The sequence below is a fragment of the Paenibacillus humicus NBRC 102415 genome, assembly GCF_004000905.1.
GTDB classification, from domain to species: Bacteria; Bacillota; Bacilli; order Paenibacillales; family Paenibacillaceae; genus Paenibacillus_O; species Paenibacillus_O humicus.
Map to the genome: position 1 here is coordinate 72,669 of NZ_BIMD01000006.1, position 26,917 is coordinate 99,585.

Consider the following 26,917-nt stretch of genomic DNA (forward strand, 5'->3'; position numbering starts at 1 on the left):
ATGACAGCCTGCGTAAGGCCAGGCGGATCTTATAATAAGTAGGCAAATCCAATAAGCAGAAATATGGATCCGAAGAGGATAATTGCCACGCCACCTGCTTTGGAGAGAGCGAGATACATGTCGCTTGGCTCTGAATCCCCGTCTACTTTCCATCCCTCTCTTATGTACCAAGCAAACGAAGGATAAATGACGTTTACGATTCCCAACCCCAGTAAAAATAAGCCGCCTAAAAGATACCCCACCCGAATCATCTCCTTTGTTAATAACTACGCGGTAAATGGAAATTTGTTGCCATGTTGATGCCGAACGATTCGAAAACGACAGCTAAAAGCTGGGATGATAGGGATGCATACAAGCTATATCCAGAGGGAACCATCTTAACCGTCGATATCAATTTGCTAAAAAGGAGCATGGAAATGTCTATTTTAGGCGGGAACCCGAAAGATGAGCCCTTGCATTACGGAGAGATATTTGCAATTTGGACCTACTCTGTAGGTGCGAAAGGAATGGTCTCGGCCTATCAAGCCTTCCTTTCGCATGCTGGAGACAAAGATCTGAGGAAAATACTTGAAAACCTTATCGAACAGGCAAAGAAGGAAGCCAAAGAAGTGGATGTTTTATTGACAGCAAACGGCATCGCACCTGCACCTGCTCTTCCTGAGCGCCCTCCCGTTAATCTGGAGGATATCCCCGTCGGGGCAAGATTCAGTGATCCAGAGATTGCAGCTGCATTGTCGATGGACATTGCTGCAGGCTTAGTCAGTTGCAGCCAGGCGATGGGAATGTCCATTCGTGAAGACGTCGGCGCTTTGTTTTTGAAATACCACACCGTCAAAGCAGCCGATGGCGTGAAAATCTTGGAAATGAATAAAGAAAAAGGCTGGCTGATTCCACCGCCTCTTCAAGTAAAACGGCCCGAATAGGCAAGCTTCACTAAAATCACTAGAAGAGGTAAAGGCCGCAGCTGTTGTTGCGGCCTTTATTCTTGAAGCATGAGCACATCCTCGATTGTACATTTTTTTCTGATGTCTCCGAGACCTTCATGCCCTTTAACCGTCCGCGCTTCATACGCACAGGAAAAGCAAGAGCCAATTGCATAAAGAAGTTGGAAAACCGGCATAATACCTCCAAAGAGGTGGTAAATTTTGCAGCATTTTGATCCGGAAATTGTTCAAAGCTTGGAGAGCGGGCTGCAGGAGCGTTTTCATCAAAGATCGGATTTTCTTTGCAAGCACGTTGTCATTGCAGGAGAGAAATTCAAAGCCTATTATTTCCGTACTCTAGTCAACCTTCCGAAGACGCTGTCGATTCTAAATCAGATCGGCATCGATAGAAAGAATGACTTGAAATGGAATTCCATTCATTCAATGGAAGTCGATGCTCCCGTCTCGTTGAATGAGTTGTACAATCATTTGCTGCGAGGAAAGCTTATCCTTCTTGGCCAAGAGGGATTTGTCGCCGTTATTGAACCTGAACATGCGGAACTCTCCAGGCCGGTCATGAGTCCCAACAGCGAAAATCCCCTGCAGTCGGCATTTGATGCCTTTACGGAAGATCTGGATACCAATATCGGGCTGATCCGAAAAAAAATGATTTCGGACCAATTGGTGATCGAAACTCGATCCGTCGGCAGCCAATCGATAAAGAAAATCGCCCTTGTGTATTTAAAAGGAACAACGCTTCCGGAAGTAATTGAATCGGTGGAGAAAAAGCTGGAGGAAAATGCCCATCATGAGCTTACCACCGTACGGGACTTGACCCAAATTTTGGGGCATCCTAAATTCACTCTTATTCCAACCTATATTTCCTCCGAGTTGCCCGAGGAGACGGTGCAAAATCTGCTCAATGGAAAAGTGGTTATTTTAATGGACCAATTTTCCTTTGCTTTCGCATTTCCAGCAATCGTCTCTGATTTGTGGTCCACCACCCTGGATGTCCAATACCCGCTTCTGTTTCAACAGTTTCTCCGAACCATTCGCGGCGCATCCTTATTGTTATCCGTCACGCTTCCAGGCTTATATGTTGTTCTCAACTCCGTGAACCCAGAGCTTCTCCGCATCCAGCTGGCCATCACCGTAGCCAAGAGCAGGGAGGGCGTACCGTATCCATCGCTCATTGAAGCGCTGCTGGTTTTATTGCTGCTGGAGTTGATCGTAGAAGCGACCATACGGCTGCCCAAAAACATTGGTCCGACCATAACGATGATCGGCGGCATCCTGCTGGGACAGGCGATCGTACAGGCCAAGCTGGTCAGCAATCTGCTTATTATTATTTTGGTGGCGTCTGCCATTTCGAATTTTGCCTTGACGAGCTACATGAATGCGGTCGGAGTAAGGCTGTACAAATATGTGGTGCTGGTGGTCAGTTCCATTTTCGGCATTTGGGGTCTAGAGGCTGCCCTAGTTTGGGTCATTCTTTACTTCGCGTCGTTGACGACCTGTACGGTGCCTTACTTGAGCTGGAGTGTGAAGGGAAAGACGGCTGATGAATAAATTCCCGACGATCATCCTTTTCTTCCTGCTGCATTTGGCTTCCATATTCGCCATTTTTCCCGAGCGAATGATGGTTTCCGCCTCCAAAGGACACTGGATGCCGGTTGCGATCATTTTTTTGGTTGAGCTGCTTGTCGTGAGGCTCTACCTGAAGGCCCTGTCCAAATTTCCTGGGAAAACGATCCTGGATCTTTGCTCGGATGCAGCCGGAAAATGGGGGGCCAGGCTAATCGTGCTCCCGCTGTTGGTTTTTTTATTCCTGGAAGTAGTCCTGCTGACTTATTACCTGTCTGTAGAGATCCGAACCGTTCTGCTCCCGAAAACACCTACATACGCTACATCGGCCATTTTTGTCGCCCTCTGTTTCTACGGAGCCTGGAAGGGACTCAGCGTAATGATCCGGGCGAGTATGGGATGGTTTATTTTGTTCATGCCTTTCATTCTTTTCTCCATGCTGATCAGCATAGGCAATTTTAATGTCCGCTATATTTTTCCGGTCTGGGATAGCCAGTTTTCTTTCCTGTGGCGGCCGGATTTTTATGTGGGGACTGTTATTTTCGCGGGTTTTCTGTTTCTTGGCATGACTCCGTCCCATTTGAGGATCCGTTTTGGCACTGCTGCTGCGCTGGTCGGAGTTATCTTCCTGTTTGCGCTGACCGCCGTCTACGTCCCTTTGCTCATTTTCGGACAGGAAACGGCGATTCATTTTCAATATCCGATGCTCATGGCTTCGGATACCGTCGATTTGGAATGGGTCGTTTTTGACTGGCTTCCGAGTTTTTATGTCGTGTCTTCCAGCGGACTGGGATTAATAAAGGTCGCTGTTTTGCTCTCGATGCTGATGACTATGCTGAAACAGCTCTATTTGCCTAAGGCGAAAAACCGATGGATCCTGGCCGTTGTATGCCTGTTTCTGTATGCCGCTTGCCAGTGGATCCCAAATGCAAAAGCTCTCGATAAATTTCTGTACATCAACTCCTGCTTATGCTTGTATTCCACCATAGGTTTTCCAATCATCGTTTACCTGTCGACAAAGTGGCGCAGAAAGGAGGTTCGCGCGTGAAAAGCTTCAGGGTGAAGATCATTGCCGTCATCATGGGGATGATGGTTTTGCTGGAAGGATGTTGGGATATGAAAGATATCAATAAGGCTTATCTTCCTGTCGTTATGGGAATCGGGAAGGGAAGCAAGGAAAAATATAAGATTATTCTGGAAATCCCCGATGCGGCCGGAAAAATTCAGTTTTTGGAAAAGGAGGCGAAATCCATCAGCAAAGCGATCGACCTCATTCGCACCGATTCCGAAAAAAGCATTAATTTGGTGCATTTAAGGCTGATGTTGTTTGATCGGAAGGTTGTCGACGATGGAATTCGGGATATTATCGATTATGCCGTAAGAGCAAACGATATTTCCATAAAAGGAATGATCGCGATTGTGGATGCAGATTTTGACAAGACGCTTTATCACGTCATTTCGCCGACACCTGAAATATCGACCTATGATTTTTTCAGCAAAGAAGCAGGATGGACGCCAAATCAATCGCTGGTAACCATATGGGAAGCCTATCGCAGCCAGAATTCCTATTCCGAAGATATGGCCGTACCGCTTCTTCAGAATGGCGAGCGCACCATCTACGCCTTTAAAGGAACGGCTGTCATGCGGGAGGACCGCATGGTCGGAAAGCTGAACCGGGAAGAGACGTTTCTGTACAATTTATTCAAAGGAAACTATTCCGGCGGAACGATCGAGATTGCGGAGAATACGAGCGTTCTGATCAAACAATCCAAAATAAAGCATCATCGCCATTGGTCGGATAAAGGGCCATCGCTGGCAACGGATATTACGCTCGATGTGGTCATTGCTGAAAGCCCGAGCGGTAAAAGCAATGTGCAAATTGAGAAAGAGGTCAGGGATCAACTGAATCGGAACTTTGAAATGACCCTAAAAAAAATAAAAGGCTACCGGTCGGATGTTCTAGGCATCGGGGTTATGTATCGTCCGCAGTTGACTGAAGAGCAGATCAAGAATTGGAAATCAAAATGGTTTCCAAAGCTGGAGCAGAAAATCAATGTTCGTGTGAACGTCATCAACGAAATCTTGATCAAAGATGAAGCTCATCTTGATCAGACCTTCATTCGGTAGAAGTGCAGCATCTTATGAATCAAAGGCTCATCAGGAAAGAGGCTTGCAGCCGCAAGCCTCTTTTTCCATGCCTTCCTTCTCAAGGCTTCAAGTAACGCTTGTCCTTGAGGAACAGCAGCCAGAACCAGATGAACACCGGGACGAGAACCAGTGTGCTCACGCTGTAGCCTGCCAGCAGCGACACGAACATGGCGTGGTTCGTGAAGCCCTGCTCCACCGTCATATGCGGGTAGATCAGATAAGGAAGATGGGCGCTGCCGTAGCCGAAGCTGGCCATGGCGTATTGGATGATGACCAGCACGACGGCAGCGCGGGGAACACCCGTCCAGCCGCCTCTTCCTTTCCACCATAAAGCGCTGTACCCGGCGACGAAGAACAGCGCGGACAACGCGAACCAGATCCACTGCTCCTTCATTCTCTCGACAATCCACTGGGCTTCCGGATTCATGGCGACAGCGGCCAGCATGCCGGTCAGGAGAGTCAACGGGCCGATGGTCATCGCAATATTGCGGTAGATGCCGTACGCTTGGCGGTCTTCCGATTCCCGGGCGTAATCGGCCAGAAATACGGCGGACAGGAACAGCTCGCTCGCGATCCCGAAGCCGAGATGGGCATAGAGGGTACGGCTGGTCAGCAGCTTGTCGGCAAGAACCTGAAGATGGCCTTCCCGGAGCTCCACGAACCCTCCAAGGGTAACCGGAAGCACGGTAATGAGCAGGCCGGGAATGAGCAGGCCCGTCACCCCCGAGACGATCCGAAGCTGGGCCACATATTTGGCCGACATTTGCGAGTAGACCATGAAGGTGCTCCGCAGCGCAAGCAGCAGCAGCACGAGACAGACCGGCACGACGAGCAGGGAGCTGAGCATCGGCATCGCGAACGGGAAAAAACCGACGAAGGCGACGACGAGCAGGACGAGAAAGACGTTGGTGACCTTCCAGGTCGGGGACAGGTAGCGGTTGGCGATATCCGCCGCCGTGCTCCCTTGCCGGCCGGCAAACACCATCGACCAGAAGCCGGCGCCGAAATCGATCGAGCCGAGTATGGAATACGCGAATACGAATATCCAGATCAGCAGGATGCCCAGGCTGGAATCGCTCATCGGCCGCTATGCCCCATATGCTTGACCGTCAGCTCGGCATGGACCGGATTGCGCTTGAAATAAGACCACAGCACCAGGATGGTGATGCACATCAGCATCACATACAGTCCGATGAAGAGGATGAACAGCGTTCCGAGATTCTGCGACGCGGTTGCGGCTTCGGCCGTGCGCTGGATATGGTAGATCGTCCATGGCTGCCGGGCGCTGCAGCTGAAGATCCAGCCGGTCTCGATGCCGATCAGAGACATCGGCCCGGTCAGGACGAGCACCCTCAGCATCCAGCCGGGGAGAGGGCGTTTTTTTCTCCAGCGGTAGAACAGCGCCCCGAAGGAAATAACGATCAGCAACGATCCGAGCATGACCATCAGATTGAATAGGGTATGCACGAATAGCGGCGGCCAATTTTCCACCGGGAACTCATTCAAGCCTTTGACGACCGTATCGAAGCGGTTGCCGGCCAAAAAGCTCAGCGCTCCGGGAATCTCGATGGCGCCTTTGATCTCTCTGCTTTCCTTGTCGACGATTCCTCCGATGGCGAGAGGGGCATAAGCCTGCGTTTCGAACAGCCCCTCCGCTGCGGCCAGCTTCTCTGGCTCGTATTGATGAAGCATTTGAGCCGTACTATGGCCGTTCAAGGCGGTGGCAAGCGACATCACGCCGCCGATGACGAGTGCAAGCATGAGGCCTTTGCGGTGATAAGCCGTCTCGCGCGGCTCCCGGTTCCGGGAGAGCAGCTTCCAGGCTGCGATCGAAGCGATCGCGAATGCGCCTGTCATGTAGCCGGATAAGGAAACATGGAGCGCCGTGTTGAAAAAGCTGGGGTTGAAAACCGCCGCCCACGGATGCACATTCGTAATTTTGCCGTCTGCAATCGTGAATCCTCGCGGCGTATTCATCCAGGCATGCGCATCGGTGATGAGGACGGCGGAGCCCGTAGCTCCGACAGCCACGAAAACAACGCTGACGATTCTCATCCATGGACTCAGCCTGTCTGCGGCATAAACGTATATGGACATGAACAGGGCTTCCAGGAAGAAGGCCCAGATCTCGATCTGGAAAGGCAGCGAAATCACTTGCCCCACGATTTTCATGAAGCCGGGCCAGAGCAGGGCGAGCATGACGCCGACAATCGTTCCCGAAGGGATCGCGACGCCGAGCAGGATGGCAAAACCTTTGGTCCATCTGCGGGCCATGGTGGCGTAGTCCGAATCCTTGCGGAGCTGGAACAGCACCTCCGCCGCGATGATCATCAGGGGAAGGCCGACGCCGAGCGTCGCAAAGATGATGTGGAAGGCCATGGAAGAGCCGAATAGAGAACGGGCGAGCTGAACATGATCCATACCAAAAACTCCCTTTTCAAATTGATGCGGGTATTATTGGCAGAAGCACCCATGATTATGTAAGCCTCCGTCTCTTCCATTAAAAGGCGCATTCCCTCTCACAATCTATCAATCTGCGAATATAGTATAGTATTCTTCGCCGGAGAAAGGAGGTGCACGAACATGTCTACTTTCCTTGATGCACGAACATCCCAGAACGCCAGCACCGCCGGTTCGATCGCCATTCCGATCACGGTTCTGAACACCCCTCAGCTGTGGGCGCAGCTGGGATTGATCACTGCGGGCGCGGGCGCCAACCCGCGGGCCATCTTCACGGGAACGATGACCGTCACGCTGCCGCTCGCGCTTGTCGGAATTACGATTACGGTTGTACGCGGAACCGCGATCACGGATCCGGTCATCTTTTCCGCCACTTCCACATTCGAGCTTACCGTTCTCGCTCCGCAAATCATCACCTTCACGGCTGCGGATTATCTCCCTCCCATTACACCCCAGCTCACGTACACCGCATTTGTCTCCTCCAACCTGCTCGGCACGGTGCGCGTCGGCCCCGAAAGCTTCCAGGGCATCCTCGTCAGCGACTAATCTCGTCCACGCCGCCAGCCAAACACAGCACGCCGAAGGGGCGCCTGAACCAGACTTCCATCATGAGGAAGCCAGGGGGAGGCGCCTTTTTTTCATGCCCGCCGAAACCGCTTTAATTGAAGCGGCTTGAAAATTTATTGACAACTTAAAGATAAAGGAGATAAACTTCGTTTAAACATTTGTTTTAAACAAGTGTTTAAATACAGATAGCCTGGGAGGGCATATAGGCATGTGGAGAGGGATCACTCTGTTTTTAAGAAAGCCGATGACGATCGTCGGAATCGTGACGGCTGTTTTGTTCCAGGTCATTTTCTCGAGCATCTGGATGACGGCTTACAAGGGCGTCAATGACCGGGCAGGCAATCTCAGCGTCGGCATCGTCAACGAGGACAGCGGCCTCGGCGCCAAAGTGGTCGAGTCGCTGGAAGCCCAGTCGACCTTCCATCTGATCTCGCTGGGATCGGCCGAAGAGGGCATGGAGCGGCTTAACGCCCGCGAACTGCAGATGCTGGTCACCATTCCCCCCGACTTCACCAAAAAAGCGACCTCGCTTCAGGACAAGGCCGAGCTGAAATTTACGGTCAACGAATCGAACCCCGCTCTCATCAAAAGCATCATGACCTCGGCGGCAGGCGGAATTGCAGGAGCAGTCAATGGACAGGCCGTTCAAATGGGAACTGCCGGCCTGCTTGAGCAGCTGAATGCGCCTGGGGAGCTGGCGAAAACCGCAGCGGCCGGGCTGGGGCAGCGGGTTGTCGCCGACATCCAATCGGTCAATCCGGTCAAAGGCATGAACAACCAGATGGTTCCGATGATGCTCGTCCTGGCTTCTTACGTCGGAGCGATGATCATGGGCATGAACTTCGAGCAGGCATCGATGATGCTGCGCAGGGAGGGAATGGGCAAATGGCACCGTCTGCAATCCCGATTCGCTCTCAATTTCGCAGCCGCGATTCTCGTATCCCTGATCGGAACGATCATGCTGTTCTCTCTCGGAGGCCAGCATGGCCACGGCTTCCTGGCACAGTGGGGCTTCCAGGCATTGTTCGTCGCCGTCTTCATGTTCGTATCCCAGATGTTCCTGGTCGTGCTGGGAATGCCCGGCATGCTGTTCAATATCCTGCTGTTGTCCGTGCAGCTCGTCACGTCCGGCGCCATGGTTCCGCGCGAGCTGCTGTCCGGCTTCTACAGCCGTCTCGGCGATTTCCTGCCGGCAACCTATGCGGTACAGGGCTGCATGAACCTGCTGTTCGGCGGCGCGGGAACCGGCAAGGCTTCGTGGCTGCTCGTCGCGATCGGCGCCGCCGCAATCGTCATCAGCGCAGCGGGAGTCGCTGTGCGCAAGGAAACAGCGCGTCAAGCCGAAGCATCGCCGGCGACCGCTTCATAAGGCGGCGGAGCCGGCATCGGCAGCAGCTTCGATGAAGAATCAAGCCTAAGAGGAGATGAGAGCCGTGAGCGAGGAGACGTCTATCCGGGAAAGGCTGCTTGCCTCCGCCCGCTGCCTGTTCGCCAGGCAAGGCTATGAAGGGACATCCGTCCGTCAGATCTGCGAAGGCGCAGGGGCGAACCCGGCTCTCGTATCTTATTATTTCGGTGGAAAGGAAGCGATGTTCGAGGAAGTGTTCCGGAGCCTGGAGATGTCTCCGGCGCTCGCTTCCTTGCTCTCGCAGCCTCATCAGGCGCCCGATGAAGGCCTGAGGACCTTCATCCGCGAGATGATCGCGCACAGGCTGGACAATCCGGATATTTCCCGCATCATCCAGATCGAGAAATGGACGGAAAGCGAGCGGAGCCAACTGATCCGGGAATGGAGCATGCCGATCTGGAGAAACCTTCGCACCTTCATCGAAGAAGGCGGCAGGCAAGGCTTGTTCCGTTACCGTTCTCTGGATACGGCGCTCAGCTGCGTGCAGGCGCTGCTTCTGAACAACAGCTCATCCCCTTATTGGAAGGACCTGATTTCGTACGGGACAGAAGAAAGGGAAGCGTTGGTGGAGGATATGACGAGGTTCATATTCAGAGGACTCGACTACGATCCCAATCGTTCCTGCCCGTGACACGGGTTCTGGGCCGGGATTTTGAAGCATGCTTCTAGGTCCTGCCTCCTGTTTATTAATACTTGACAGGAGGTTGAGAGAGATGATGAGTACAGATGATCGCCATGCGCTGCAGCATCTGCAGCTTAAAGTTGTCGAGCTTGAACATAGCAGGGACTCGCTGCGCCGCATCAGCCTGGAGCAGGCCGCTGTCATCCGCTCCCAAAACGAGAAGCTTGATGCCTTGGCCGCCATGCTGGCGGCTCCGGACTGGTTCATGGCCGAATTCGGGCCCGCAGCCGCGCAGTCCGGGGACAACCCGGCCAATATTCAGCGCACAACCGAGTTCTGGAGCGGAATCGCCGCAGCGCTGCGGGCGGCGGACCGCCGTTAAGCGAGGCGCCTAGAATATCGATCAAGCCAGCCGCATGCCAGCGGCTGGCTTTTTTTGTGCTTGTTCCGCTTCAATTCGAAGTCATGAAGAGGCTCACCGCTTCATATAGTAGCTTGTCGAAGAAATAGGGGGTGACCGCCATGTCGTTGGATTCGCTGTCGGAGGTTCTAGACCCGGGCTTGGCCATCGTCGTTGCCGCATGCTGGGTCATCGGCATGATTCTCAAGGGGACGCCGCAAATCCCCGACTGGACGATCGTTTACGTCGTGACTGCGCTTGCCGTCGTTCTGGCGATGGCTTTGCAGGGCTGGACGCTGCATAATGCCCTGGAAGGGCTTGTCGCTGGCGCCATGGCGATATACGGCCATCAGCTGTTCAAGCAGACGCGGGAAGCGGTTCAATCCGTTTCGGGAAAGGAGTGAGGGGAGATGGCCATCTGGACGGCTCACCTGGCGGTATGGCTGCTTGGCCTGGGGGCGCTGATCACGGCTGCGGTCGTTCCGCTCGCCAGGCTCATCCGCCATGATTCCACCCGTTATGATGAGGTCTATGTCTGGCAGCGCAAGCTGGACGGACCTCCGAGGGAGGACAAGTAAAGCGGAGGACAGCGGTTGAAGCCTCCATTCCCGGTGCATACTTTCCTTATAGGAAGGAAATACCGAGGAGGCTGGACATGGCAACGAGGACATATCGCAGGGGACAAATAGGGAAGAAGCTGCTCATGCAGCTTGCCGCCGCGCTGCTTTTGGCCGCATCGGCAGGCTGCAGCGGAATCCATCACGCAGGAGAAGATGCCGGAGGCAGCCGATCCGCCGCGGAAGAGCTTGATCCTCTTGCTACTTCCGTAAGGGCCTCGCTGTATCCCGATTCCGTACGGGCCTCGATCTACGGAGACGAGGACAGGCCTCGGCTTGCTGCGCCTCATGCCCATGACCGGGGACGCGATTGGAAGAAGTCATGAGGATAGAAAAAGGGACGAGGATCTTTATTCCTCGTCCCATTTTTTGGAGTACGCCTTTTTGGTGACGGCCAGCAGGAGCCATACCATAAGGACGACCATCAAGGCGGATAGAATATAGACAACGACCATGCGTTCCTTCCTCCGTTCGTAGTTGGACAGCTTCCTGCTGCATGCTTCCATGATACCTTATGCCTTCTTTGGAATGCCACCCTTTTATAAAGAGCTCCCTCTCTGGGCAAGCTAGGATGGCATGCCGAAGATCACCTAACGGAAAGGAACGTGTCCAATTATGGAAATCAACAGCAGCGGACAGCAGGCGAGGGAACGGATTGTGGCCGTCCAAAAAAACGGGGATGGCGATCTGACGTCGTTCAAAACCGAGAATGGGCGCATCCTCGCTTATGACGAGGCGATTGCCGAAGCGGGGCAGGGCAGGCTTGCCGGAGTGAATGTGTTCAAAGGGCGGGACGGAGGCCATTATCTGCGCGGCGACGCCGATGGGGATCCGACCAACAACCTGGACAATTTGCCCCTTTTCTGACGTTTCGATTCGATTGAAGCCGTCCTTATGGGACGGCTTTTTTGCTGCGTCCGAATAGGGATTCAGGAGAGCCAACCATCCGGCTCCTGCATAGGATAGCAGGGAAGCGCCCGCCCAGGGCGCCCGGAAGGAGAATGACATCATGAGCAAAGGCAAGGGCGGCTCATCGAAGGCGGCAAAAAAGAAAGTGCCGGCAAGCGACCGCAGGCAGGTCAATATGAAGCTGGTGCTGTCCGATACATGCGCCGTATGCAAAACCCCCTGCAGCCGGGGGATGCGCTACCTGGACCGGATGCGCCAGCCGGGAGCGCTTGGCAAAGGCGTTCCGTGCGTGCTCACGCGAACGTACGGCTGAGCGGGAAATAGACGGATCATTTCCCGGGGAAGCGCATCGTTCTACATGTTGCGACAGCTTGCGGCAGGCGGGTAATCGCTTGCCGCGATGGCTTCGTTCGCGATTCGGGACCATAGTCCCGAATCGCCATGGGGAGTCTCGAAACCCGCGCAACTTTGGCCTGCGGGCTGAGTATAAAGCTGTAACGAACAATCGGGAAGAGGGATCGAATGAAAGGAAAAAAAGTCCTTGTGCTTACGCTTGCCATGGCTCTCTGGGGAGGAACGATGATATTTGCGGACTCGGCCACCCAGGCCGTGAAAGTCATGTTCAACGGCAGCGAGCTCCAAGAGACGGGAATCATGTCGGACGGCAAGACTTACTTGCCGCTGCGTCAGGTGGCGCAAAAGATGCAGGCTCTCGTTGTATGGGATGACAGCAGCAAGAAGGCCAGCATCATCAAGCCCAACGTACATATGGTGCTGTTCGACAAAGACAACAGTCCGTTCGGCTATGTCAAAAATAAAGGAACGACCTCGTTCAGCCTGCTTGCCCAGGTGGACAGCCTAGCGGCGGAGGTGGACTCGTTCCGGATCACGATTATGGATCCTGCCGGCAAGGAGACGGTCCTCGCGACAAGCGCGACGAAGAAAGACAATTTCTTCTACCTCTCCAAGGAGATCAAATACAGCTTCGACAGCTCCGGAACGTATGCGATCCGCTTCGCGCTGCGCCTGAGTCCGAACGATGATTGGAGCGTCGTGTCGGAGAAGAACATTACAGCCGGATAGCCGTTTGACCCGGAGCGGGACAAGTGATACGATACGGAAGGTACTTTAAGGCAGACAGAATTGTGAGGGATAACGATGAGCGAGCATCAGCATGACGACAACTGCGGCTGCGGCCAAGACCATGACCATGAAGAGCATGTCTTTCTCGTGACGGATGAAGAGGGCAACGACCGCGAGATGGTGATGGTATATACGTTCGAATCCGAGAACCAGGCGTATGCCGTGCTTCTCGACCGCAACGATCCGGAGGAGGACGGCGTCATCTTCCGCATCGAGGAAGAGGAAGAGGAAGCCTTCCTCGTCGGCATCGAGGACGATGCGGAGTGGGAGCGCGTGACGGCTATCTACGAGCAGATCGCCAAGGAACAGAACGAAGGCAAATAAGCAGCAAAAGCAAAAGCCCGGCGGCCAGCCGGGCTTTTGCTTTTGGGAGCGGGATTGATTTCCTTAGAAAATCGCGGATTCCTCTACGATGACCTTCACATATTGGATGCTGCGGTCCTCGGGGCCTTTTACCGGAAGCCCGACTTCCACATGGTCGATGATATAATCGATGTTGGACTGGGAAATGACTTCTCCCGGAAGCAGGATCGGAATGCCGGGAGGATAGACATAAATGAATTCGGCGATGATCCGGCCGGCGGATTCCTTGAACGGAACGACCTCCGTCTCGCCGTAGAAAGCCTCGCGCGGCGTCAGGGACAGCTGCGGGATTTCCGGAATCTTCACGACCAGCTCCTGAACCTCGTCGACGCGCGGATAATGAGCCACCATGGCGCGCAGCGCTTCGACCAGCTGGCGGGTGGTATCTTCGGTGTCGCCCGGGGTAATAAGGCAGAGAATGTTGTACATATCCGACATTTCGACTTCAAGATTGAAGTTGTCCCGCAGCCAGTTCTCCGCGTCGTAGCCCGTAATGCCGAGATGACGGACGTGAATGGTCAATTTCGTCGGATCGTAATCGAATGTCGCTTCGCCGCCAAGGATCTCCTTGCCGAAGCAATAGAGGCCGTCGATTCCGTTGATCTCCGCCCGCGCCTTCTGGGCCAGCTCGATGGCCTTGTCCGCCATCTCGTAGCCGTTGACCGCGAGGTTGCGGCGGGAAGTATCCAGCGAGGCAAGCAGGATATAGGAAGTCGACGTCGTGGTCAGCATGCTGATGATCGTCTGCACCCGATGGGGATTGACGCGGCCGGCTTTCATGTTCAGCACGGAGCTCTGGGTCATGGAGCCGCCGAGCTTATGCACGCTCGTCGCAGCCATGTCCGCTCCGGCCTGCATCGCGCTCATCGGAAGCTTGTCGTTGAAGTGGATCAGGACGCCATGCGCCTCGTCGACGAGAACCGGTACGTCGTAGCTGTGGACGAGATCGACGATTTCCTTCAGATTGGCGCAGATGCCGAAATAGGTCGGGTTGATGACCAGCACGGCCTTCGCGTCCGGGTGACGCTCAAGGGCGCGCCGAACCGAGCGCGTCGTGATGCCGTGGTCGATGCCGAGCTCGGCATCGCGGGCAGGCGATATGAACACCGGGCGCGCGCCGGCGAAGATGATGGCCGACATGATCGACTTATGGACATTGCGCGGCACGATGATCTTGTCGCCTGGAGCGCAGACGGACAGAATCATCGTCATGATGGCGCCGCTTGTGCCTTGTACGGAAAAAAAGGTATAATCGGCTCCGAATGCATCGGCGGCCAGTATTTGGGATTCCTCGATGACGCCTGTCGGCTGGTGAAGGTCATCCAAGGGAGCTATATTGATCAAATCGATCGACAAGGCGTTGTCGCCGATGAAGGCTCGGAATTCGGAATCGGTGCCTACTCCCTTCTTGTGCCCGGGAATATGGAACTGCAGGGGGTTGTTCTCTGCGTGGCGGCGAAGCGCGCTGAAGAGAGGCGTGCGTGTATGGTCCATCGCTATGATCCACAGCCTTTCAGATTCAGGTATACAAACAAAAATGAGTATAGCATGTACGGGGGGGAATGCAAGCATGCAAACCCTCGCCGTCTCAGATCGGGAAAGGGGTTCGTCGCTGCTTGGAACTGAAGATGCCCGCGAACGGGAAAAAGATCATTCGCTCGCCGTTCGTCATTAAACTTCTTCTTATTATGTTCGGAGTCGAATTTGTCAAAGGAGCCGTGCTCGTATCGGTGCTCCCGGTGTATATGCGCGATGCCCTCGGGCTGTCCGCCTACGCCGTAGGCTGGGCGCTCGCGGCCCAATATATCGGCGACAACGCCTTCCGCAGCCCGCTCGGCTGGATCATCGACCGGATCGGCTACCGGACGGTCATGCTGCTCGGCGTGCTGTTCACCTGCATGTCCGTCGGGATCATCGCCTTCACCTCGGGCACCGGCTGGATCATTGCCGCCTGCGTGCTGCTCGGCGTCGGCACCTCGCCCCTATGGCCTTGCGTCATTACGGGGGCGACGGCCGTAGCCGGGAACGAGGCCGGCGGCAGCATGATGAGCGTCATCTATATGAGCTGGCTGATCGGCGTCGGCATGGGGCCGATCGTCATCAATTTCTTCATCATCAAAAGCTATGAGCCCGCCTTCTGGCTGATGGGGGCTATCCTGGTCCTCATCCTGCTCGTCACCTTGACTCTGCCCGGCCGCAGGGGATCGAGGGAAATCGAGGGCAAGCTCGAGGAGCAGGCGCCGCACGCATCGCGCGGACCGCTTATCCCGCGGATCCGCCGCTACTTCAAGAAGGTCGGCGAATCCCTGCATGCCAGCAAGCTGCTCTATCCCGCCATGTTCATCCAGAACTTCGCGCTCGGCTTGCTGACGCCTGTCCTGACGCAATATGCGCGGACGGTGCTGCATTTGACCCCGCAGCAGTACAGCGCTTATCTCGTGGCGGGGGGAGCGGTGACGGTGCTGGGCCTGATTCCGGTCGGCAAATGGGTCGACCGCTACGGCACCCGCTGGTTTCTGCATGTAGGCTTTCTCGTCGCGGCCGTAGCGCTGCCTCTGCTCGGCTATACGCGCCAGCTGACGCTTGTCCTGTTCGTCGTTGCGCTGGTCGGGCTCGGGTATGCCTGCATCATCCCGGCATGGAACGCACTGATCGCCAAGGCGATTCCGAAGGAGGAGCGAGGCGCGGTATGGGGCTTCTTCCTGACCATCGAAGGCCTCGGCATGGTGCTCGGCTCCATCATGTCCGGACGGCTCTGGGACAGCTACGGCTCCCATGCGCCGTTCCTCATCAGCGGCGGATCGCTCATTGTCCTGTTCGTCCTTCATCTGCTGATCATCCGCCGCGGCCGGATTTCCCTGGCCTAGCTGCCGGAAACGACAAGCAAGCCCCCCTGCAGGTCCTTGACGGGCCGGCAGGGGGGCTTTGTCGTGTCGGTTATTGTACAGCCAGCCGGTAGAGGGGCATGAGCGTCTCGACGACCTGCTCCGCGCGGGCGACGAAAGCTTCGCCGTCCGTCAGGAGAGGGTCATGCCGGTCGATATGGATGCCGCACAGAATTTCCGCTGCCTTGACGTTCTGCAGGCGCTCGAACAAGGAGGCGAGCTCTCCGGGAGCCAGGGCGGAACCTGCGACGGCGCCGGGAACGGTATGATCTCCCGACCAGACGTAGAAGTCCGGGATGGCGGAGTGGATGCTGTCCAGCTGCTTCAGAGCGTCTGCGGCGAAGGCAGCCTTGCCGGCAGCCTCGTAGATGACGGCGAACTGGATGAAGACATGAGTACCCCACAGGCCGATCTGGAAATGGGGATGAGCCTTGTAGCCGCGCTTGTTGGCGGCGAAAGCGACCCAGGTGTCGCTGGGGGGATTCACGGTTCTTCTGGCATGCTTGGCCACATGCGGGTAGAATTCAGTCCCGGCGAGCACGCTCAGCAGCGGGGCGATGCGGCGGCCCAGCTCTTCCAGCTTCGGGCGAATGCGGCCGATGAGCGCTTCCATCCGCGGCTCGAGACCCTGGATCTCGAATACGTCGAAGTCGCTTTGGGAAAATCCGGGAAACGGAGCGATGCGGCCGTCAGCCTGAGCGGCAGGAGCGGTTTGCGGCGCTGTGGCGGAGGTTGTCATAGAGTGTCGTCCCTTCGGGGGAAATAATGAGCCCCGCATTCCGCTCAAGCGGTCATGCCGGGGCTGTCTTGTCCATATAGTATACCACAGGGCAGGGCCGATATGGACAAGGCGGGGACGTTGATCAGGTAACCGCTTCCAATCGAGAGGGGGCGGCAGCCCTTTTCTTCAAAAATAGTCAATAAACCAAGTTGCCAGCACATAAGATGGAGTATAAACTACAGGTAAGAACAAATTGTCAGAACATTTGGTCAACATTATCCAGACAGGGAGGGATTGCCGTGAACAAAAGCTACGAAGTGGAGTATTGCAATTTGGAGCTGCGATTTGACCGCCGGCAAATCCAAAATCTCATTCGCGATTTGATTCATGAGGGGTATTCCCTGTATTGGAGCGAGACCGAGGCACAGTTCCTGATCTCCATCCGCACGGGAAGAAAGCTCGTCAAGCTGCGCTTCCAAAAAATGAAGAGCCGCTACAAAATCGTGGGGGATTATATCATCAAGGATGAGAAGCTGTCGGAATTAATCGAGAAGCTGATTGGCGATACCCGGGGCCATGCTGTCGTGAAGCGGATGAAGGACCGTCAGATCGTCATTGAAAATATCATGTTCGGCGAAATCATCCGATTGGTGGAGGTGTCGGGAATGGAGCACCGCATCATTTATCAAAAGCGTCCAGTCGTCACGCTGGAGGAGATTCTCAAGTCGTTCCAGTCGACTCGGGCCGAAGAGCGGGCTGCCGTTCTCCGCTACGAGCTGGATTACGAGCTGTGCGTGCTTCACGACGCTCTCAAGAGCGGCGACGAGGCGGCGGCCGACGAGAGCCGCGAGCGCCTGGCCGTCATGAGAAGCGAAATGCTTCAGCTGGAGCTGTAAGGCCGAGACGGAGAACGTCGTGGAGGCCTTCGGCTGGAGCTGCAAGGCCGAGACGGAGAACCATTGTCGGGACGAAGCCAATTTAAAACCTGCGGCCGCCGGCGAGCCTTGTGCTCCCGGCTTTTTTCGCGTTGCCGGACTGCCGTCAAAGGGGTCCCGTTTCGCGCCGATCGGTCGGATTGGAACTTGCCGCGGCATTTCCGGCCCAGGGTTCATCCAATATTCATCTGCTCCGGATTCGTTTCGGGAGGCGTTCATGGTACAATGACTTGCATAACGGAACAAAAAGGGTACACTAGTGGAAGTGCGTATCGCCTGTATAACTTAGCAAAGGAATGGTCAATATGTCGAAACAGCAGATCGGCGTCGTCGGCCTTGCCGTCATGGGCAAGAACCTCGCGCTTAACATTGAGAGCAAAGGCTTCACGGTATCGGTATACAACCGTTCCCGCGAAAAGACGGACGAGCTTGTCGCGGAATCCGCCGGCAAAAACCTGTTCCCTGCCTACACGATCGAAGAATTCGTCGCTTCCCTTGAAGTGCCGCGCAAAATCCTCATCATGGTCAAAGCCGGCCGTCCGACGGACGCCGTCATCGACGAGCTGGTTCCCCATCTGAGCGAAGGCGACATCATCATCGACGGCGGCAACGCCTACTTCCCTGACACGGAGCGCCGCAGCAAGGATCTCGAGGCCAAAGGCTTCCGCTTCGTCGGCGCCGGCGTTTCCGGCGGCGAAGAGGGCGCTTTGAAAGGGCCGGCGATCATGCCTGGCGGTCCTGAATCGGCCTACAAGCTCGTCGAGCCGATCCTGACCGGCATTTCCGCCAAAGTGAACGGCGACCCATGCTGCACGTACATCGGACCAGGCGGCGCCGGCCATTACGTCAAGATGGTCCACAACGGCATCGAGTACGGCGACATGCAGCTGATCACCGAAGCCTACCACCTTCTGAGCTCCGTGCTCGGCCTGTCCACGGACGAGCTGCACGAGATTTTCACGGAGTGGAACAAGGGCGAGCTGGACAGCTACTTGATCGAGATCACAGCCGACATCTTCTCCAAGAAGGATCCGGAGACGGGCAAAGCGATGGTCGACGTCATTCTCGACTCCGCCGGCCAAAAAGGTACGGGCAAATGGACGAGCCAAAGCGCTCTGGATCTCGGCGTGCCGCTGTCCATCATTACGCAGTCCGTCTTCTCCCGCTTCCTCTCCGCCATGAAGGAAGAGCGCGTCCATGCAAGCAAAGTGCTGAGCGGACCGCAAGCCGCTCCGTACCAAGGCGACAAGGCCGCATTCATCGAAGCGGTCCGCAAAGCCTTGTTCGCGAGCAAGATCTGCTCCTATGCCCAAGGCTTCGCCCAAATGCGCGCGGCTTCCGATGAGTTCGACTGGAACCTGCGCTACGGCGACATCGCCATGATCTTCCGCGGCGGCTGCATCATCCGCGCCCGCTTCCTGCAGAAGATCAAGGATGCGTACGATCGCGACGCGGGACTCAAAAACCTGCTGCTTGACGATTACTTCAAAGGTGTCGTAGAGGAGTATCAGGGCGCATGGCGCGAAGTCGTGACGGCTGCCGTAACGAGCGGCATTCCGGTTCCGGGCTTCTCCAGCGCGCTGGCCTACTTCGACAGCTATCGCACGGAGCGCCTGCCGGCCAACCTGCTTCAGGCGCAGCGCGACTACTTCGGCGCCCACACGTTCGAGCGTGTGGACAAGGAAGGAACGTTCCACTTCGAGTGGATGGAATCCAGCGAGGGCTGATGGCAAGCTGCGGGGATGGAGTCCAAGAGGAGGCCGGCGAGGCGTGGCGTCAGCCTTGCCTCTCCAAGCCGTGCAGAGCTTCGCGAAGCATGCCTCGCAGCCGGTCCGCCTCAAGCGGTCCGGTGCGCGGCGAAGCCAGCAGGCTCATGGCCGCTTCGGCGAATCCCCGATAGTTTTTGAGCAAGCGTGGCTGCGATAATTCCGCTAGGGCGGAATCTTCGTCGGCCACCTTTTTTTTGATATAATCCAGCGCCCACACGACATCTTCCCGGCATAATGACGATCCAGGATCGAGGATATGGCGAAGCTTGCGGGCTGATTGCGCCTGCGGTCCCTGTTCCATCGGCATGGCTGGCCGCCCTCCTTCAAGAGGTAGAATGATCTCCTCTATCCATATGGAAAAATAAGAATTTTATACCCTGTCTCTAGCAATTGATGATATGATATTTGAAAGATTGACATCGCATGGGAAGGTGTGAGCATCAGGTGGTCGGAGAAGATCAGCCCTCGCGCAGCAAAATCGTTCTCGTGGGCTTCATGGGAACCGGGAAATCCACCGTCGCGGGCCAGCTTGCCGCGCGCCTTGGATACGGCTGGACCGACACGGATTCCGAGGTGGTCGCCGAGGAGGGCTGCTCCATTGCGGAGCTGTTCGCCCGGCATGGCGAGCCTTATTTCCGCGAAGCGGAAACCCGGGCATTGACCCGGCTGCTGACAGCGGACACGCCCCTCGTCATCGCCACGGGCGGAGGAACGGTGCTGTCGGAAGCGAACCGCGAGCTGATGCTGCGGCATGGCTTCGTGGCCGCGCTGCGCGCGAGCGAAGCCGTCATCGTGCAGAGGGTCGCCGGCGACACGGCCAGACCACTGCTGGCCGGAGATCCGGCGGCCAAAGTACGCGAGCTTATGAAAGCCCGCAGCGGAGCCTATGACTTCGCCCAGCTGAGCGTGGATACGGACGGCCTGAATCCCGGTGCCGTCGCCGAATCCGTGTTGTCGGGCTACCTCGGTACTTCAGGGCTTTACCGCGTTTCAGAATAATTCCATTTCAATCCAGCATAAAGGGGAATACACTCCAATGGACGTGATCGTAACGCCTACGCCGGAGCTCAAGGGCAGCATCCAGGCGCTTTCATCCAAAAACTACACGACGCGGTATTTGCTTGTCGCCGCCCTGGCCGAAGGAACCAGCACGATCTACTATCCGGCGCATAGCGAGGACAGCGACGCCATGCGCCGCTGCATCCGCGATCTCGGAGCCGAGCTTCAGGAAGATGACGAGAAGATCGTCATCAAGGGCTTCGGGAGCTCCCCGCGCGACGTGAAGGAGCTCAATGTAGGCAACGCCGGAGCTGTGCTCCGCTTCCTGATGGGCATCGCCGCTCTCTGCCCGGAGGTGACGTTCGTGAACGCGTATCCCGACTCGCTCGGCAAGCGCCCGCATCATGACCTGATTGATTCCCTGCGCCAGATGGGCGTCGAGGTGGACGATCAGGAAGGCAAGCTGCCGATTACGATCCGCGGCGGCAGCCCCAAGGGCGGCCGCATCACCGTATCGGGCAGCGTCAGCTCGCAGTTTCTGAGCGCGCTGCTGTTCCTCGCGCCTCTCCTGAAGGAGGACAGCGAGATCCAGGTGCTGCATGACCTCAAGTCCAAAGTCGTCATCGGGCAGACGCTCGAAGTGCTGGAGGAGGCGGGAATTGTCATCCAAGCGTCCGAAGATCTCATGAGCTACCGAATTCCCGGAGGGCAGCGCTATGCCGCCCGGACGTACCGGGTGCAGGGCGATTATCCCGGATCGGCCGCCGTGCTGGCTGCTGCGGCGGTGACCCGCTCTGACGTCGTCATCCATGGGCTTCCGGAGAAGAGCCGCCAGGGCGAGCGCGCCGTCGTCGACGTGCTGCGCATGATGGAGGTGCCTCTGGAGCATAAGGACGGCGACATCCGGGTCCGCGGCAACGGACGCCTCAAGGCGGTTGAATTCGACGGAGACGCGGCGACCGACGCGGTGCTGGCCATGGTCGCGGCAGCCGTCCACGCCGAAGGCACCTCCCGGTTCTACAATGTCGAGAATCTCCGCTACAAGGAATGCGACCGCATCACCGACTACTTGGCGGAGCTCCGCAAGGCCGGCGCCGACGTCGAGGAGAAGCGCGACGAGATCATCGTGCACGGCAAGCCGGAAGGGCTCGAGGGCGGCGTGGAAATCAACGCCCATTACGACCACCGGGTCATCATGGCGCTGACCGTCGTCGGCCTGCGCTGCCGCAAGCCGCTGCGGATCAAGGATGCGCATCATGTCGCGAAGTCCTATCCGATCTATTTCGATCATTTGCAGGCGCTCGGCGCGCAGGTGGAATGGACGGAATCCAAGTAAATATTCTCTATCATGGTTAAGTTAACTTGAAAGGGAGGGCTTGCACATGGCATTTGAAAACCCCGCCAGGGACGAAATCAAGAAGCTTCTCGAACAGAATCCTGTCGTTGCCGTCGTCGGACTTTCCGACAACCCGGAGCGGACATCCCATTCCGTATCCGCCGCCATGAAGGAGCGGGGCTACCGGATCATTCCCGTCAATCCCGCAGCTCCCGCCATACTCGGCGAGACGAGCTACGCCTCGCTGCTGGACGTGCCGGAGCCGATCGGCATCGTGAACGTGTTCAGGCGCAGCGAGTTCACGCCTGACATCGCCCGCGAAGCGGTGCAGGCCGGCGCCAAGGTGCTCTGGCTGCAGCTCGGCGTCTACAGCGAGGAAGCGGCCGACATCGCCCAAGCGGGCGGCTTGACGGTCATCATGGACCGCTGCATCAAGGTCGAGGATTCCATTCTCCGGCCGGCGATCGGCGGCTAGACGGACTGGGGGAGCGTTTGCTTGCGACGCTGCCTTTCTCGAATGTGCCGGCATGGGGCAGGACCTTTGAGGGCCTGCCTTTTTGCTTTTGACAAAGGGAAATGAAACGCTTACCATACTCATAGACCTCGGGCGGAGCCGTCATATGCGGACGCGCGAGCGATCGGAATAGGAGGTCCAGCATGAAATTCATGGGCAATCTGCAGCAGCTCGGCCGTGCGGTCATGCTGCCGATGATCATTCTGCCTGCCGCAGCCATCTGCCTGAGCTTAAGCACGCTTCCATGGGAATCGGTCGGACTGCCGTCGCTGGGGGAATATTTATCCGTTGCCGGGTATTCGCTGTTCGCCTTCCTGCCGTATTTGTTCGCTGCCGGCGTTGCCTGGGGAACCTCCAGCAACGGGGGAGCATCGGCCTTGTCGGCGCTGGCGGGCATGTTCATCTATACGGGCATCGTCAAGTACAGCCACTACGATATCGAGCCGACCGTCCTCATCGGCGCGCTCATCGGCATGCTTTCGGGATACAGTTATGAACGATTCAAATCTATCCGGCTGCCCGAGTACATACAATTTTTCGGAGGGCCTCGTTTCGTCCCTCTCTTCGTCAGCTTCGTCTCGGTGCTGTTCTCGGTCGCGATGATCGGAATCGCTCCGCTGCTCGGCAAAGGACTGCTGCTGCTCGGAGACGTGGTATCCTCCGCCGGAGGCTTCGGAGTATTTCTGTATGGCTTCCTGCACCGCATTCTCGTCGTGTTCGGGCTTCATCATCTGCTCAACCACGTTTTCTGGTTCCAGGTCGGCGGCTTTCGGCTGCCGTCGGGCGAGATGGTGAACGGGGACCTGCCGCGCTTTTTTGCGGGAGATCCGACGGCCGGAGCGTTCATGGCGGGCTTGTACCCGACGATGATGTTCGCTCTCCCGGCCATCGCCATCGCCATCATCCAGGAGGCCAGGGAGGACCTCAAGCCGAAGATCCGCAAGACGTTCCTGACGGCTGCGCTTGCGTCGTTCCTGACCGGCGTGTCCGAGCCGGTCGAATTCGCCTTTCTGTTCGTCGCGCCCTACCTGTTCGTCATCCATGCGCTGCTGTCCGGCGTCATCATGTGGCTGGTCTACGAGCTGGGCATTCTGCACGGATTCTCTTTCTCGGCCGGAGCCATCGATTACATTCTGAACATGCATCTGGCCACGAAGGGTTGGCTGCTGCTTCCGATCGGCGTGATCGTGTTCATTCTGTACTATGGACTGTTCCGCTGGGCGATCCGGCGCTTCCGGATCCCGACGCCGGGCCGCGAGGAAGGATCGGCCCTCGACGACTGGGCGGAGGATATCCCGTCCAGGGCGCCGCTCATCCTCCAGGCGATCGGGGGCAAGGCCAACCTCGATACGATGGAAGCCTGCATCACGCGCCTGCGGCTGAAGCTGAAGAACGACCGCCTGCTGGACAACACGGCGCTGCGGGATCTGGGAGCTGCCGGCGTCATCCGGCTCGGCGGAGGCAACGTGCAGATTGTATTCGGCACGTTCTCGGAGCTGATCCGGGAAGAAATCGTCAAGACGATGCAGCGGGACTCCGCCCAGGTTTTATTCAGCTCTCCAGTTCAAGGCCGAATGATTCCGCTGGAGGAAGTGCCGGATCCGATCTTCTCCGGCAAGCTTGTCGGCGATGGAGTCGCCTTCCTGCCGGATCGGGGCGAGCTGGTGGCGCCGGTGCGCGGCAAGGTCATCATTTTATATCCGACGATGCATGCCATCGGCCTCCGCACCGAGGAAGGGCTGGAGGTGCTGCTCCATATCGGAATCGATACTTCCTCGCTCAAGGACGGCAGCTATTTCCAGGCAGCCGTGAAGGAAGGCGACGACGTTGCGCCCGGCCAGCTGCTCATTTCCTTTGATTTGCAGAAGCTGCGGGCGAAAAGCAAGTCGCTGGCCACTCCGATGGTCATCACGAATTCCCAGCTGGTCCGCTCCTGGGGCTTCGGAGCCTTCAAGTCGGTGAAGAAGGGGCAGTCGCCGGTCATGTCCGTAATGCTGAAAGAACGCAAGGATAGTCATGTTGGAGGGATCAGGCCATGATGCAAGGAATCGGAGCTTCTTCCGGGATCGCGATCGGGAAATGTTTTGTGCTGCCGAACTGGGAATGGGATTTGCCGGAGCAAAGAATCGACGTCGCGGATCTTGCCCGCGAATTCGAGCGGCTGTACGAAGGCATCCGCACCTCCAAGGTCGAGATCGAGCAGATGAAGGATGAGCTGCGGGAGGTTGTCGGCCCGGATGAGCGGAGCATTTTCGATGCCCATCTCGCGATACTCGACGATCCCGTCTTCATGAACGAGATTCAGGGGATGATCGAGCGGCAGTACAAAGCGGCCGAGGTGGCGGTCAAGGAAGCGATCGACCATTTCGTCACGATGTTCGACTTGCTTGACGACGAATACATGAAGGAGCGGGCGCTGGATATCAAGGATGTCGGCAACCGCCTCCTCAAGCATCTGCTCGGCGCGCCCGAGATTACGCTGCCCTCGGACACGCAGCCGTACATCCTCGTCGCCAAGGAGCTGTCTCCTTCGCAGCTTGCCCATATCAATCCTCAGAACGTGCTCGGCATCGCCACTTTCGGCGGCAGCACAACCTCGCATTCCGCGATCATGGCCCGGGCGCTCGGCATTCCGCTCATCGTGGGACTCGACAGCAGGCTGGAAGAGAGCATCGCGACCGGGGACGTCCTGATCATCGACGGATCTACGGGGTATGTGGAGCTCAATCCGGGCGAGGAAGCCGTCCAGGCGTTCGCGACTCTGCGCAGCCGCCAGACCGAAGAGCATGACCGGCTGCTCGGCATCGCCCATCTCGACACGTCCACCCCGGACGGCAAGCATCTGGAGCTGTCGGCCAACATCAGCTCGCTCAAGGAGCTTGAAGTCGCTCTCACGAGCGGAGCGCACGGCGTCGGCCTGTTCCGGACCGAGTTCCTATACATGGACCGCACCCGCTTCCCCAAGGAAGAGGAGCAGTATGAGGTGTACCGGAGCGTAGCCGAGAAGCTCGACGGGAAGCCGCTGATCATCCGCACGCTGGATATCGGGGGCGACAAGCATCTGGACTACTTCGAGCTTCCGGAGGAAGAGAATCCGTTCCTTGGCTACCGGGCGATCCGGATCAGCCTCGATCGCAAGGATCTGTTCAAGACCCAGCTGCGGGCGATTCTGAGGGCGTCCCATTACGGCAATGTGAAGGTGATGTACCCGTTGATCTCTTCCGTGGAGGAGGTCAGAGCTGCCAACGCCCTGCTCCGCGAGTCGATGCAGGAGCTCGAGGCGGAGGGCAAGCCTTACAACAAGGCGATACCCGCAGGAATCATGATCGAGCTTCCGGCTGCGGTCATGATCGCCGATCTGCTGGCCCGCGAAGTCGATTTCTTCAGCATCGGGACGAATGACCTCGTCCAGTTCACGCTGGCTGTCGACCGGATGAACGATAAAATCTCGCATCTGTACGAGCCGCTCCATCCAGCCGTTCTGCGCATGCTGCGGACGACGGTGGAGGCTGCGCGGGCGGCGGGCATCCACGTCGGCGTATGCGGCGAGCTGGCCGGTGACGCCAGGGCGCTTCCCGTCTGGCTCGGCATGGATGTCGACGAGCTGAGCATGTCGTCGCATTCCATTCTCCATGTCAAGGAGCGGCTGCTGCAGACGACCCAGCGGGACAGCCGGAACGTATATGCGGAAGTGATGGCTTGCGGCACGACCTCCGAGGTCAAGCGGCTGCTGGAGCTGAGCAGGGACAACGCAGACGGCTCCAAGGTAAGGACGGCTGCCGGAAGCGAATGACGGCAGCTCAAAAAGAACCCTTGCTTCGGCAAGGGTTCTTTTTCCTTCCATTCGCTGCGAACAGGACAGCTTCAGCTCCGCTGCTTCAGCGCCTCTACGAATGCCTTCGCATAAGGCGGCAGGTCGGGCGGACGGCGCGCGGAGACGAGGTTGCCGTCGACGACGACCGCTTCATCCACCCAGCGCGCTCCGGCATTTTCCATATCGTCCCGGATGCCGGGAGTCGAGGTCACCGTACGGCCTTGCAGAATCTTGGCGGAAACGAGCACCCAGCCCGCATGGCAGATCTGGCCGATCGGCTTGCCGCCGGCGTCCATTTCCTGCACGAGCTTCAGCACTTCGGGGTAGCGGCGGATTTTGTCCGGCGCCCATCCTCCCGGGACGAGAAGGCCGTCGATGCCGCCGGGTTCGAGCTCGCCGTAGGACAGATCGGCCGTTGCCGGCACGCCGTATTTGCCGATATGGACCTTTCCTTTTTCCGGACCGGCGAACAGAACCTCCGCTCCTTCTTCACGCACGCGGTAGACGGGGTACCACAGCTCGAGATCCTCGAATTCATCGTCGATCAGGCAGATGACGCGCTTTCCTTGCAAGGTCAACTTGCATTCCTCCTCTGTAAGGGCCTGTCTCGGGATAGGCCGGGCTCTCGGTTCATTGTAAGGCAGCCGGCCCGGAGGCGCAAACGGCTTTCAGATCCTGCCGATCCCCGGGCGATGGAGGGAGCCGAAGCGGCCCATTTATTTTACAGAAATTGCATATGCCCTCCCGGCAGGAAAACAGGCGAAAAAGGTCGAAGTAAGGAGGCAAGCGACACTGCGCCC

General features: G+C 57.0%; 31 protein-coding genes. 23 read left to right on the plus strand and 8 right to left on the minus strand.

What is annotated here, in order from left to right:
• Positions 1-29: 29 nt before the first annotated feature.
• Complete coding sequence (locus tag PHU01S_RS27100) at positions 30-251, minus strand: DUF6199 family natural product biosynthesis protein (protein ID WP_048743823.1); 222 nt, start codon at positions 249-251, stop codon at positions 30-32.
• 165 nt (positions 252-416) lie between these two features.
• Here PHU01S_RS27100 and PHU01S_RS06205 point away from each other — a divergent pair, with 165 nt between their 5' ends.
• From PHU01S_RS06205 to PHU01S_RS06220, 4 genes are all read left to right on the plus strand, one after another.
• On the plus strand, positions 417-923 hold the full coding sequence (locus tag PHU01S_RS06205; RefSeq protein WP_048743895.1) for a DUF3231 family protein: 507 nt from the start codon (positions 417-419) through the stop codon (positions 921-923).
• Positions 924-1,145: 222 nt separating this feature from the next.
• The gene (locus tag PHU01S_RS06210; protein ID WP_048743826.1) at positions 1,146-2,492 is read left to right on the plus strand and encodes a spore germination protein; all 1,347 of its coding nucleotides are present in this window, start codon (positions 1,146-1,148) and stop codon (positions 2,490-2,492) included.
• The gene (locus tag PHU01S_RS06215; protein WP_127506696.1) at positions 2,485-3,555 is read left to right on the plus strand and encodes a GerAB/ArcD/ProY family transporter; all 1,071 of its coding nucleotides are present in this window, start codon (positions 2,485-2,487) and stop codon (positions 3,553-3,555) included. Before PHU01S_RS06210 ends, PHU01S_RS06215 begins: the two co-directional genes overlap by 8 nt.
• Positions 3,552-4,634 carry a Ger(x)C family spore germination protein gene (locus tag PHU01S_RS06220; protein ID WP_164762995.1) on the plus strand — a complete coding sequence of 361 codons (1,083 nt, stop codon included), beginning with the start codon at positions 3,552-3,554 and terminating at the stop codon, positions 4,632-4,634. Before PHU01S_RS06215 ends, PHU01S_RS06220 begins: the two co-directional genes overlap by 4 nt.
• 79 nt (positions 4,635-4,713) lie before the next feature.
• On the opposite strand, the gene PHU01S_RS06225 is transcribed toward PHU01S_RS06220, so the two are convergent.
• Complete coding sequence (locus tag PHU01S_RS06225; protein ID WP_048743833.1) at positions 4,714-5,736, minus strand: cytochrome d ubiquinol oxidase subunit II; 1,023 nt, start codon at positions 5,734-5,736, stop codon at positions 4,714-4,716.
• Positions 5,733-7,076 carry a cytochrome ubiquinol oxidase subunit I gene (locus PHU01S_RS06230; protein WP_127506699.1) on the minus strand — a complete coding sequence of 448 codons (1,344 nt, stop codon included), beginning with the start codon at positions 7,074-7,076 and terminating at the stop codon, positions 5,733-5,735. The genes PHU01S_RS06225 and PHU01S_RS06230 overlap by 4 nt, the downstream gene beginning before the upstream one ends.
• A gap of 162 nt (positions 7,077-7,238) precedes the next feature.
• On the opposite strand from PHU01S_RS06230, the gene PHU01S_RS06235 reads away from it, so the two are divergent.
• The 7 genes from PHU01S_RS06235 to PHU01S_RS06260 all read left to right on the plus strand — a co-directional run bounded on the left by PHU01S_RS06235 (position 7,239) and on the right by PHU01S_RS06260 (position 11,055).
• Entirely contained in the window at positions 7,239-7,661 is a 423-nt protein-coding gene (locus PHU01S_RS06235; protein ID WP_048743835.1) for a hypothetical protein, read from the plus strand.
• Between the two features lie 229 nt (positions 7,662-7,890).
• Positions 7,891-9,051, plus strand: coding sequence for a YhgE/Pip domain-containing protein (locus tag PHU01S_RS06240; protein WP_127506701.1), 1,161 nt, complete (start codon positions 7,891-7,893; stop codon positions 9,049-9,051).
• A 64-nt stretch (positions 9,052-9,115) separates the two neighbouring features.
• Positions 9,116-9,721, plus strand: coding sequence for a TetR/AcrR family transcriptional regulator (locus tag PHU01S_RS06245; protein ID WP_164762996.1), 606 nt, complete (start codon positions 9,116-9,118; stop codon positions 9,719-9,721).
• 82 nt (positions 9,722-9,803) lie between these two features.
• Positions 9,804-10,094 (plus strand): hypothetical protein, encoded by a 291-nt coding sequence (locus PHU01S_RS06250; RefSeq protein ID WP_048743840.1) that lies wholly within the window; start codon positions 9,804-9,806, stop codon positions 10,092-10,094.
• A gap of 140 nt (positions 10,095-10,234) precedes the next feature.
• On the plus strand, positions 10,235-10,516 hold the full coding sequence (locus tag PHU01S_RS06255) for a phage holin family protein (protein WP_127506705.1): 282 nt from the start codon (positions 10,235-10,237) through the stop codon (positions 10,514-10,516).
• 6 nt (positions 10,517-10,522) lie between these two features.
• Entirely contained in the window at positions 10,523-10,690 is a 168-nt protein-coding gene (locus PHU01S_RS25645) for a hypothetical protein (protein WP_164762997.1), read from the plus strand.
• Positions 10,691-10,767: 77 nt separating this feature from the next.
• Complete coding sequence (locus PHU01S_RS06260; RefSeq protein ID WP_048743842.1) at positions 10,768-11,055, plus strand: hypothetical protein; 288 nt, start codon at positions 10,768-10,770, stop codon at positions 11,053-11,055.
• Positions 11,056-11,079: 24 nt separating this feature from the next.
• Here the strand turns inward: PHU01S_RS06260 and PHU01S_RS25650 are convergent, their stop codons facing one another.
• Positions 11,080-11,235 carry a hypothetical protein gene (locus tag PHU01S_RS25650; RefSeq protein WP_021877182.1) on the minus strand — a complete coding sequence of 52 codons (156 nt, stop codon included), beginning with the start codon at positions 11,233-11,235 and terminating at the stop codon, positions 11,080-11,082.
• 109 nt (positions 11,236-11,344) lie between these two features.
• On the opposite strand from PHU01S_RS25650, the gene PHU01S_RS06265 reads away from it, so the two are divergent.
• The 4 genes from PHU01S_RS06265 (at position 11,345) to PHU01S_RS06280 (ending at position 13,105) form a co-directional block, all read left to right on the plus strand.
• Positions 11,345-11,596: a DUF3892 domain-containing protein gene (locus PHU01S_RS06265; protein ID WP_049867625.1), complete on the plus strand. Its 252-nt coding sequence runs from the start codon at positions 11,345-11,347 to the stop codon at positions 11,594-11,596.
• Between the two features lie 142 nt (positions 11,597-11,738).
• Positions 11,739-11,951: a hypothetical protein gene (locus tag PHU01S_RS06270; RefSeq protein ID WP_021877184.1), complete on the plus strand. Its 213-nt coding sequence runs from the start codon at positions 11,739-11,741 to the stop codon at positions 11,949-11,951.
• 209 nt (positions 11,952-12,160) lie between these two features.
• Positions 12,161-12,721 carry a stalk domain-containing protein gene (locus tag PHU01S_RS06275; RefSeq protein ID WP_021877185.1) on the plus strand — a complete coding sequence of 187 codons (561 nt, stop codon included), beginning with the start codon at positions 12,161-12,163 and terminating at the stop codon, positions 12,719-12,721.
• Positions 12,722-12,796: 75 nt separating this feature from the next.
• A complete protein-coding gene (locus PHU01S_RS06280; RefSeq protein ID WP_049867624.1) occupies positions 12,797-13,105 on the plus strand; it encodes a DUF1292 domain-containing protein in 309 nt (102 codons plus the stop codon).
• Between the two features lie 63 nt (positions 13,106-13,168).
• On the opposite strand, the gene PHU01S_RS06285 is transcribed toward PHU01S_RS06280, so the two are convergent.
• Complete coding sequence (locus tag PHU01S_RS06285; protein ID WP_048746612.1) at positions 13,169-14,638, minus strand: aminotransferase class I/II-fold pyridoxal phosphate-dependent enzyme; 1,470 nt, start codon at positions 14,636-14,638, stop codon at positions 13,169-13,171.
• A gap of 194 nt (positions 14,639-14,832) precedes the next feature.
• Here PHU01S_RS06285 and PHU01S_RS06290 point away from each other — a divergent pair, with 194 nt between their 5' ends.
• Positions 14,833-16,011, plus strand: a complete 1,179-nt coding sequence (locus PHU01S_RS06290) for an MFS transporter (RefSeq protein ID WP_373864522.1) — start codon at positions 14,833-14,835, stop codon at positions 16,009-16,011.
• 70 nt (positions 16,012-16,081) lie between these two features.
• Here the strand turns inward: PHU01S_RS06290 and PHU01S_RS06295 are convergent, their stop codons facing one another.
• On the minus strand, positions 16,082-16,768 hold the full coding sequence (locus PHU01S_RS06295) for a YktB family protein (RefSeq protein WP_083436433.1): 687 nt from the start codon (positions 16,766-16,768) through the stop codon (positions 16,082-16,084).
• A 281-nt stretch (positions 16,769-17,049) separates the two neighbouring features.
• Between PHU01S_RS06295 and PHU01S_RS06300 the strand changes: the two genes are divergently transcribed.
• A complete protein-coding gene (locus PHU01S_RS06300; protein WP_021877190.1) occupies positions 17,050-17,646 on the plus strand; it encodes a YkzI domain-containing protein in 597 nt (198 codons plus the stop codon).
• A gap of 344 nt (positions 17,647-17,990) precedes the next feature.
• Positions 17,991-19,412 carry an NADP-dependent phosphogluconate dehydrogenase gene (gene gnd / locus PHU01S_RS06305; protein ID WP_048746608.1) on the plus strand — a complete coding sequence of 474 codons (1,422 nt, stop codon included), beginning with the start codon at positions 17,991-17,993 and terminating at the stop codon, positions 19,410-19,412.
• A gap of 49 nt (positions 19,413-19,461) precedes the next feature.
• Here the strand turns inward: gnd and PHU01S_RS06310 are convergent, their stop codons facing one another.
• Complete coding sequence (locus tag PHU01S_RS06310) at positions 19,462-19,761, minus strand: hypothetical protein (RefSeq protein ID WP_048746607.1); 300 nt, start codon at positions 19,759-19,761, stop codon at positions 19,462-19,464.
• 137 nt (positions 19,762-19,898) lie between these two features.
• On the opposite strand from PHU01S_RS06310, the gene PHU01S_RS06315 reads away from it, so the two are divergent.
• The 5 genes from PHU01S_RS06315 (at position 19,899) to ptsP (ending at position 26,096) form a co-directional block, all read left to right on the plus strand.
• Complete coding sequence (locus PHU01S_RS06315) at positions 19,899-20,453, plus strand: shikimate kinase (RefSeq protein WP_232313038.1); 555 nt, start codon at positions 19,899-19,901, stop codon at positions 20,451-20,453.
• Positions 20,454-20,490: 37 nt separating this feature from the next.
• Entirely contained in the window at positions 20,491-21,789 is a 1,299-nt protein-coding gene (aroA, locus tag PHU01S_RS06320) for a 3-phosphoshikimate 1-carboxyvinyltransferase (RefSeq protein ID WP_048746604.1), read from the plus strand.
• Positions 21,790-21,835: 46 nt separating this feature from the next.
• The gene (locus tag PHU01S_RS06325; RefSeq protein WP_049867621.1) at positions 21,836-22,264 is read left to right on the plus strand and encodes a CoA-binding protein; all 429 of its coding nucleotides are present in this window, start codon (positions 21,836-21,838) and stop codon (positions 22,262-22,264) included.
• A 182-nt stretch (positions 22,265-22,446) separates the two neighbouring features.
• Positions 22,447-24,342, plus strand: coding sequence for a glucose PTS transporter subunit IIA (locus tag PHU01S_RS06330; RefSeq protein WP_048746599.1), 1,896 nt, complete (start codon positions 22,447-22,449; stop codon positions 24,340-24,342).
• The gene (ptsP, locus tag PHU01S_RS06335; protein WP_127506707.1) at positions 24,339-26,096 is read left to right on the plus strand and encodes a phosphoenolpyruvate--protein phosphotransferase; all 1,758 of its coding nucleotides are present in this window, start codon (positions 24,339-24,341) and stop codon (positions 26,094-26,096) included. Before PHU01S_RS06330 ends, ptsP begins: the two co-directional genes overlap by 4 nt.
• A 71-nt stretch (positions 26,097-26,167) precedes the next feature.
• On the opposite strand, the gene PHU01S_RS06340 is transcribed toward ptsP, so the two are convergent.
• Positions 26,168-26,695, minus strand: a complete 528-nt coding sequence (locus PHU01S_RS06340; RefSeq protein ID WP_021878345.1) for a type 1 glutamine amidotransferase domain-containing protein — start codon at positions 26,693-26,695, stop codon at positions 26,168-26,170.
• Positions 26,696-26,917: the final 222 nt, after the last annotated feature.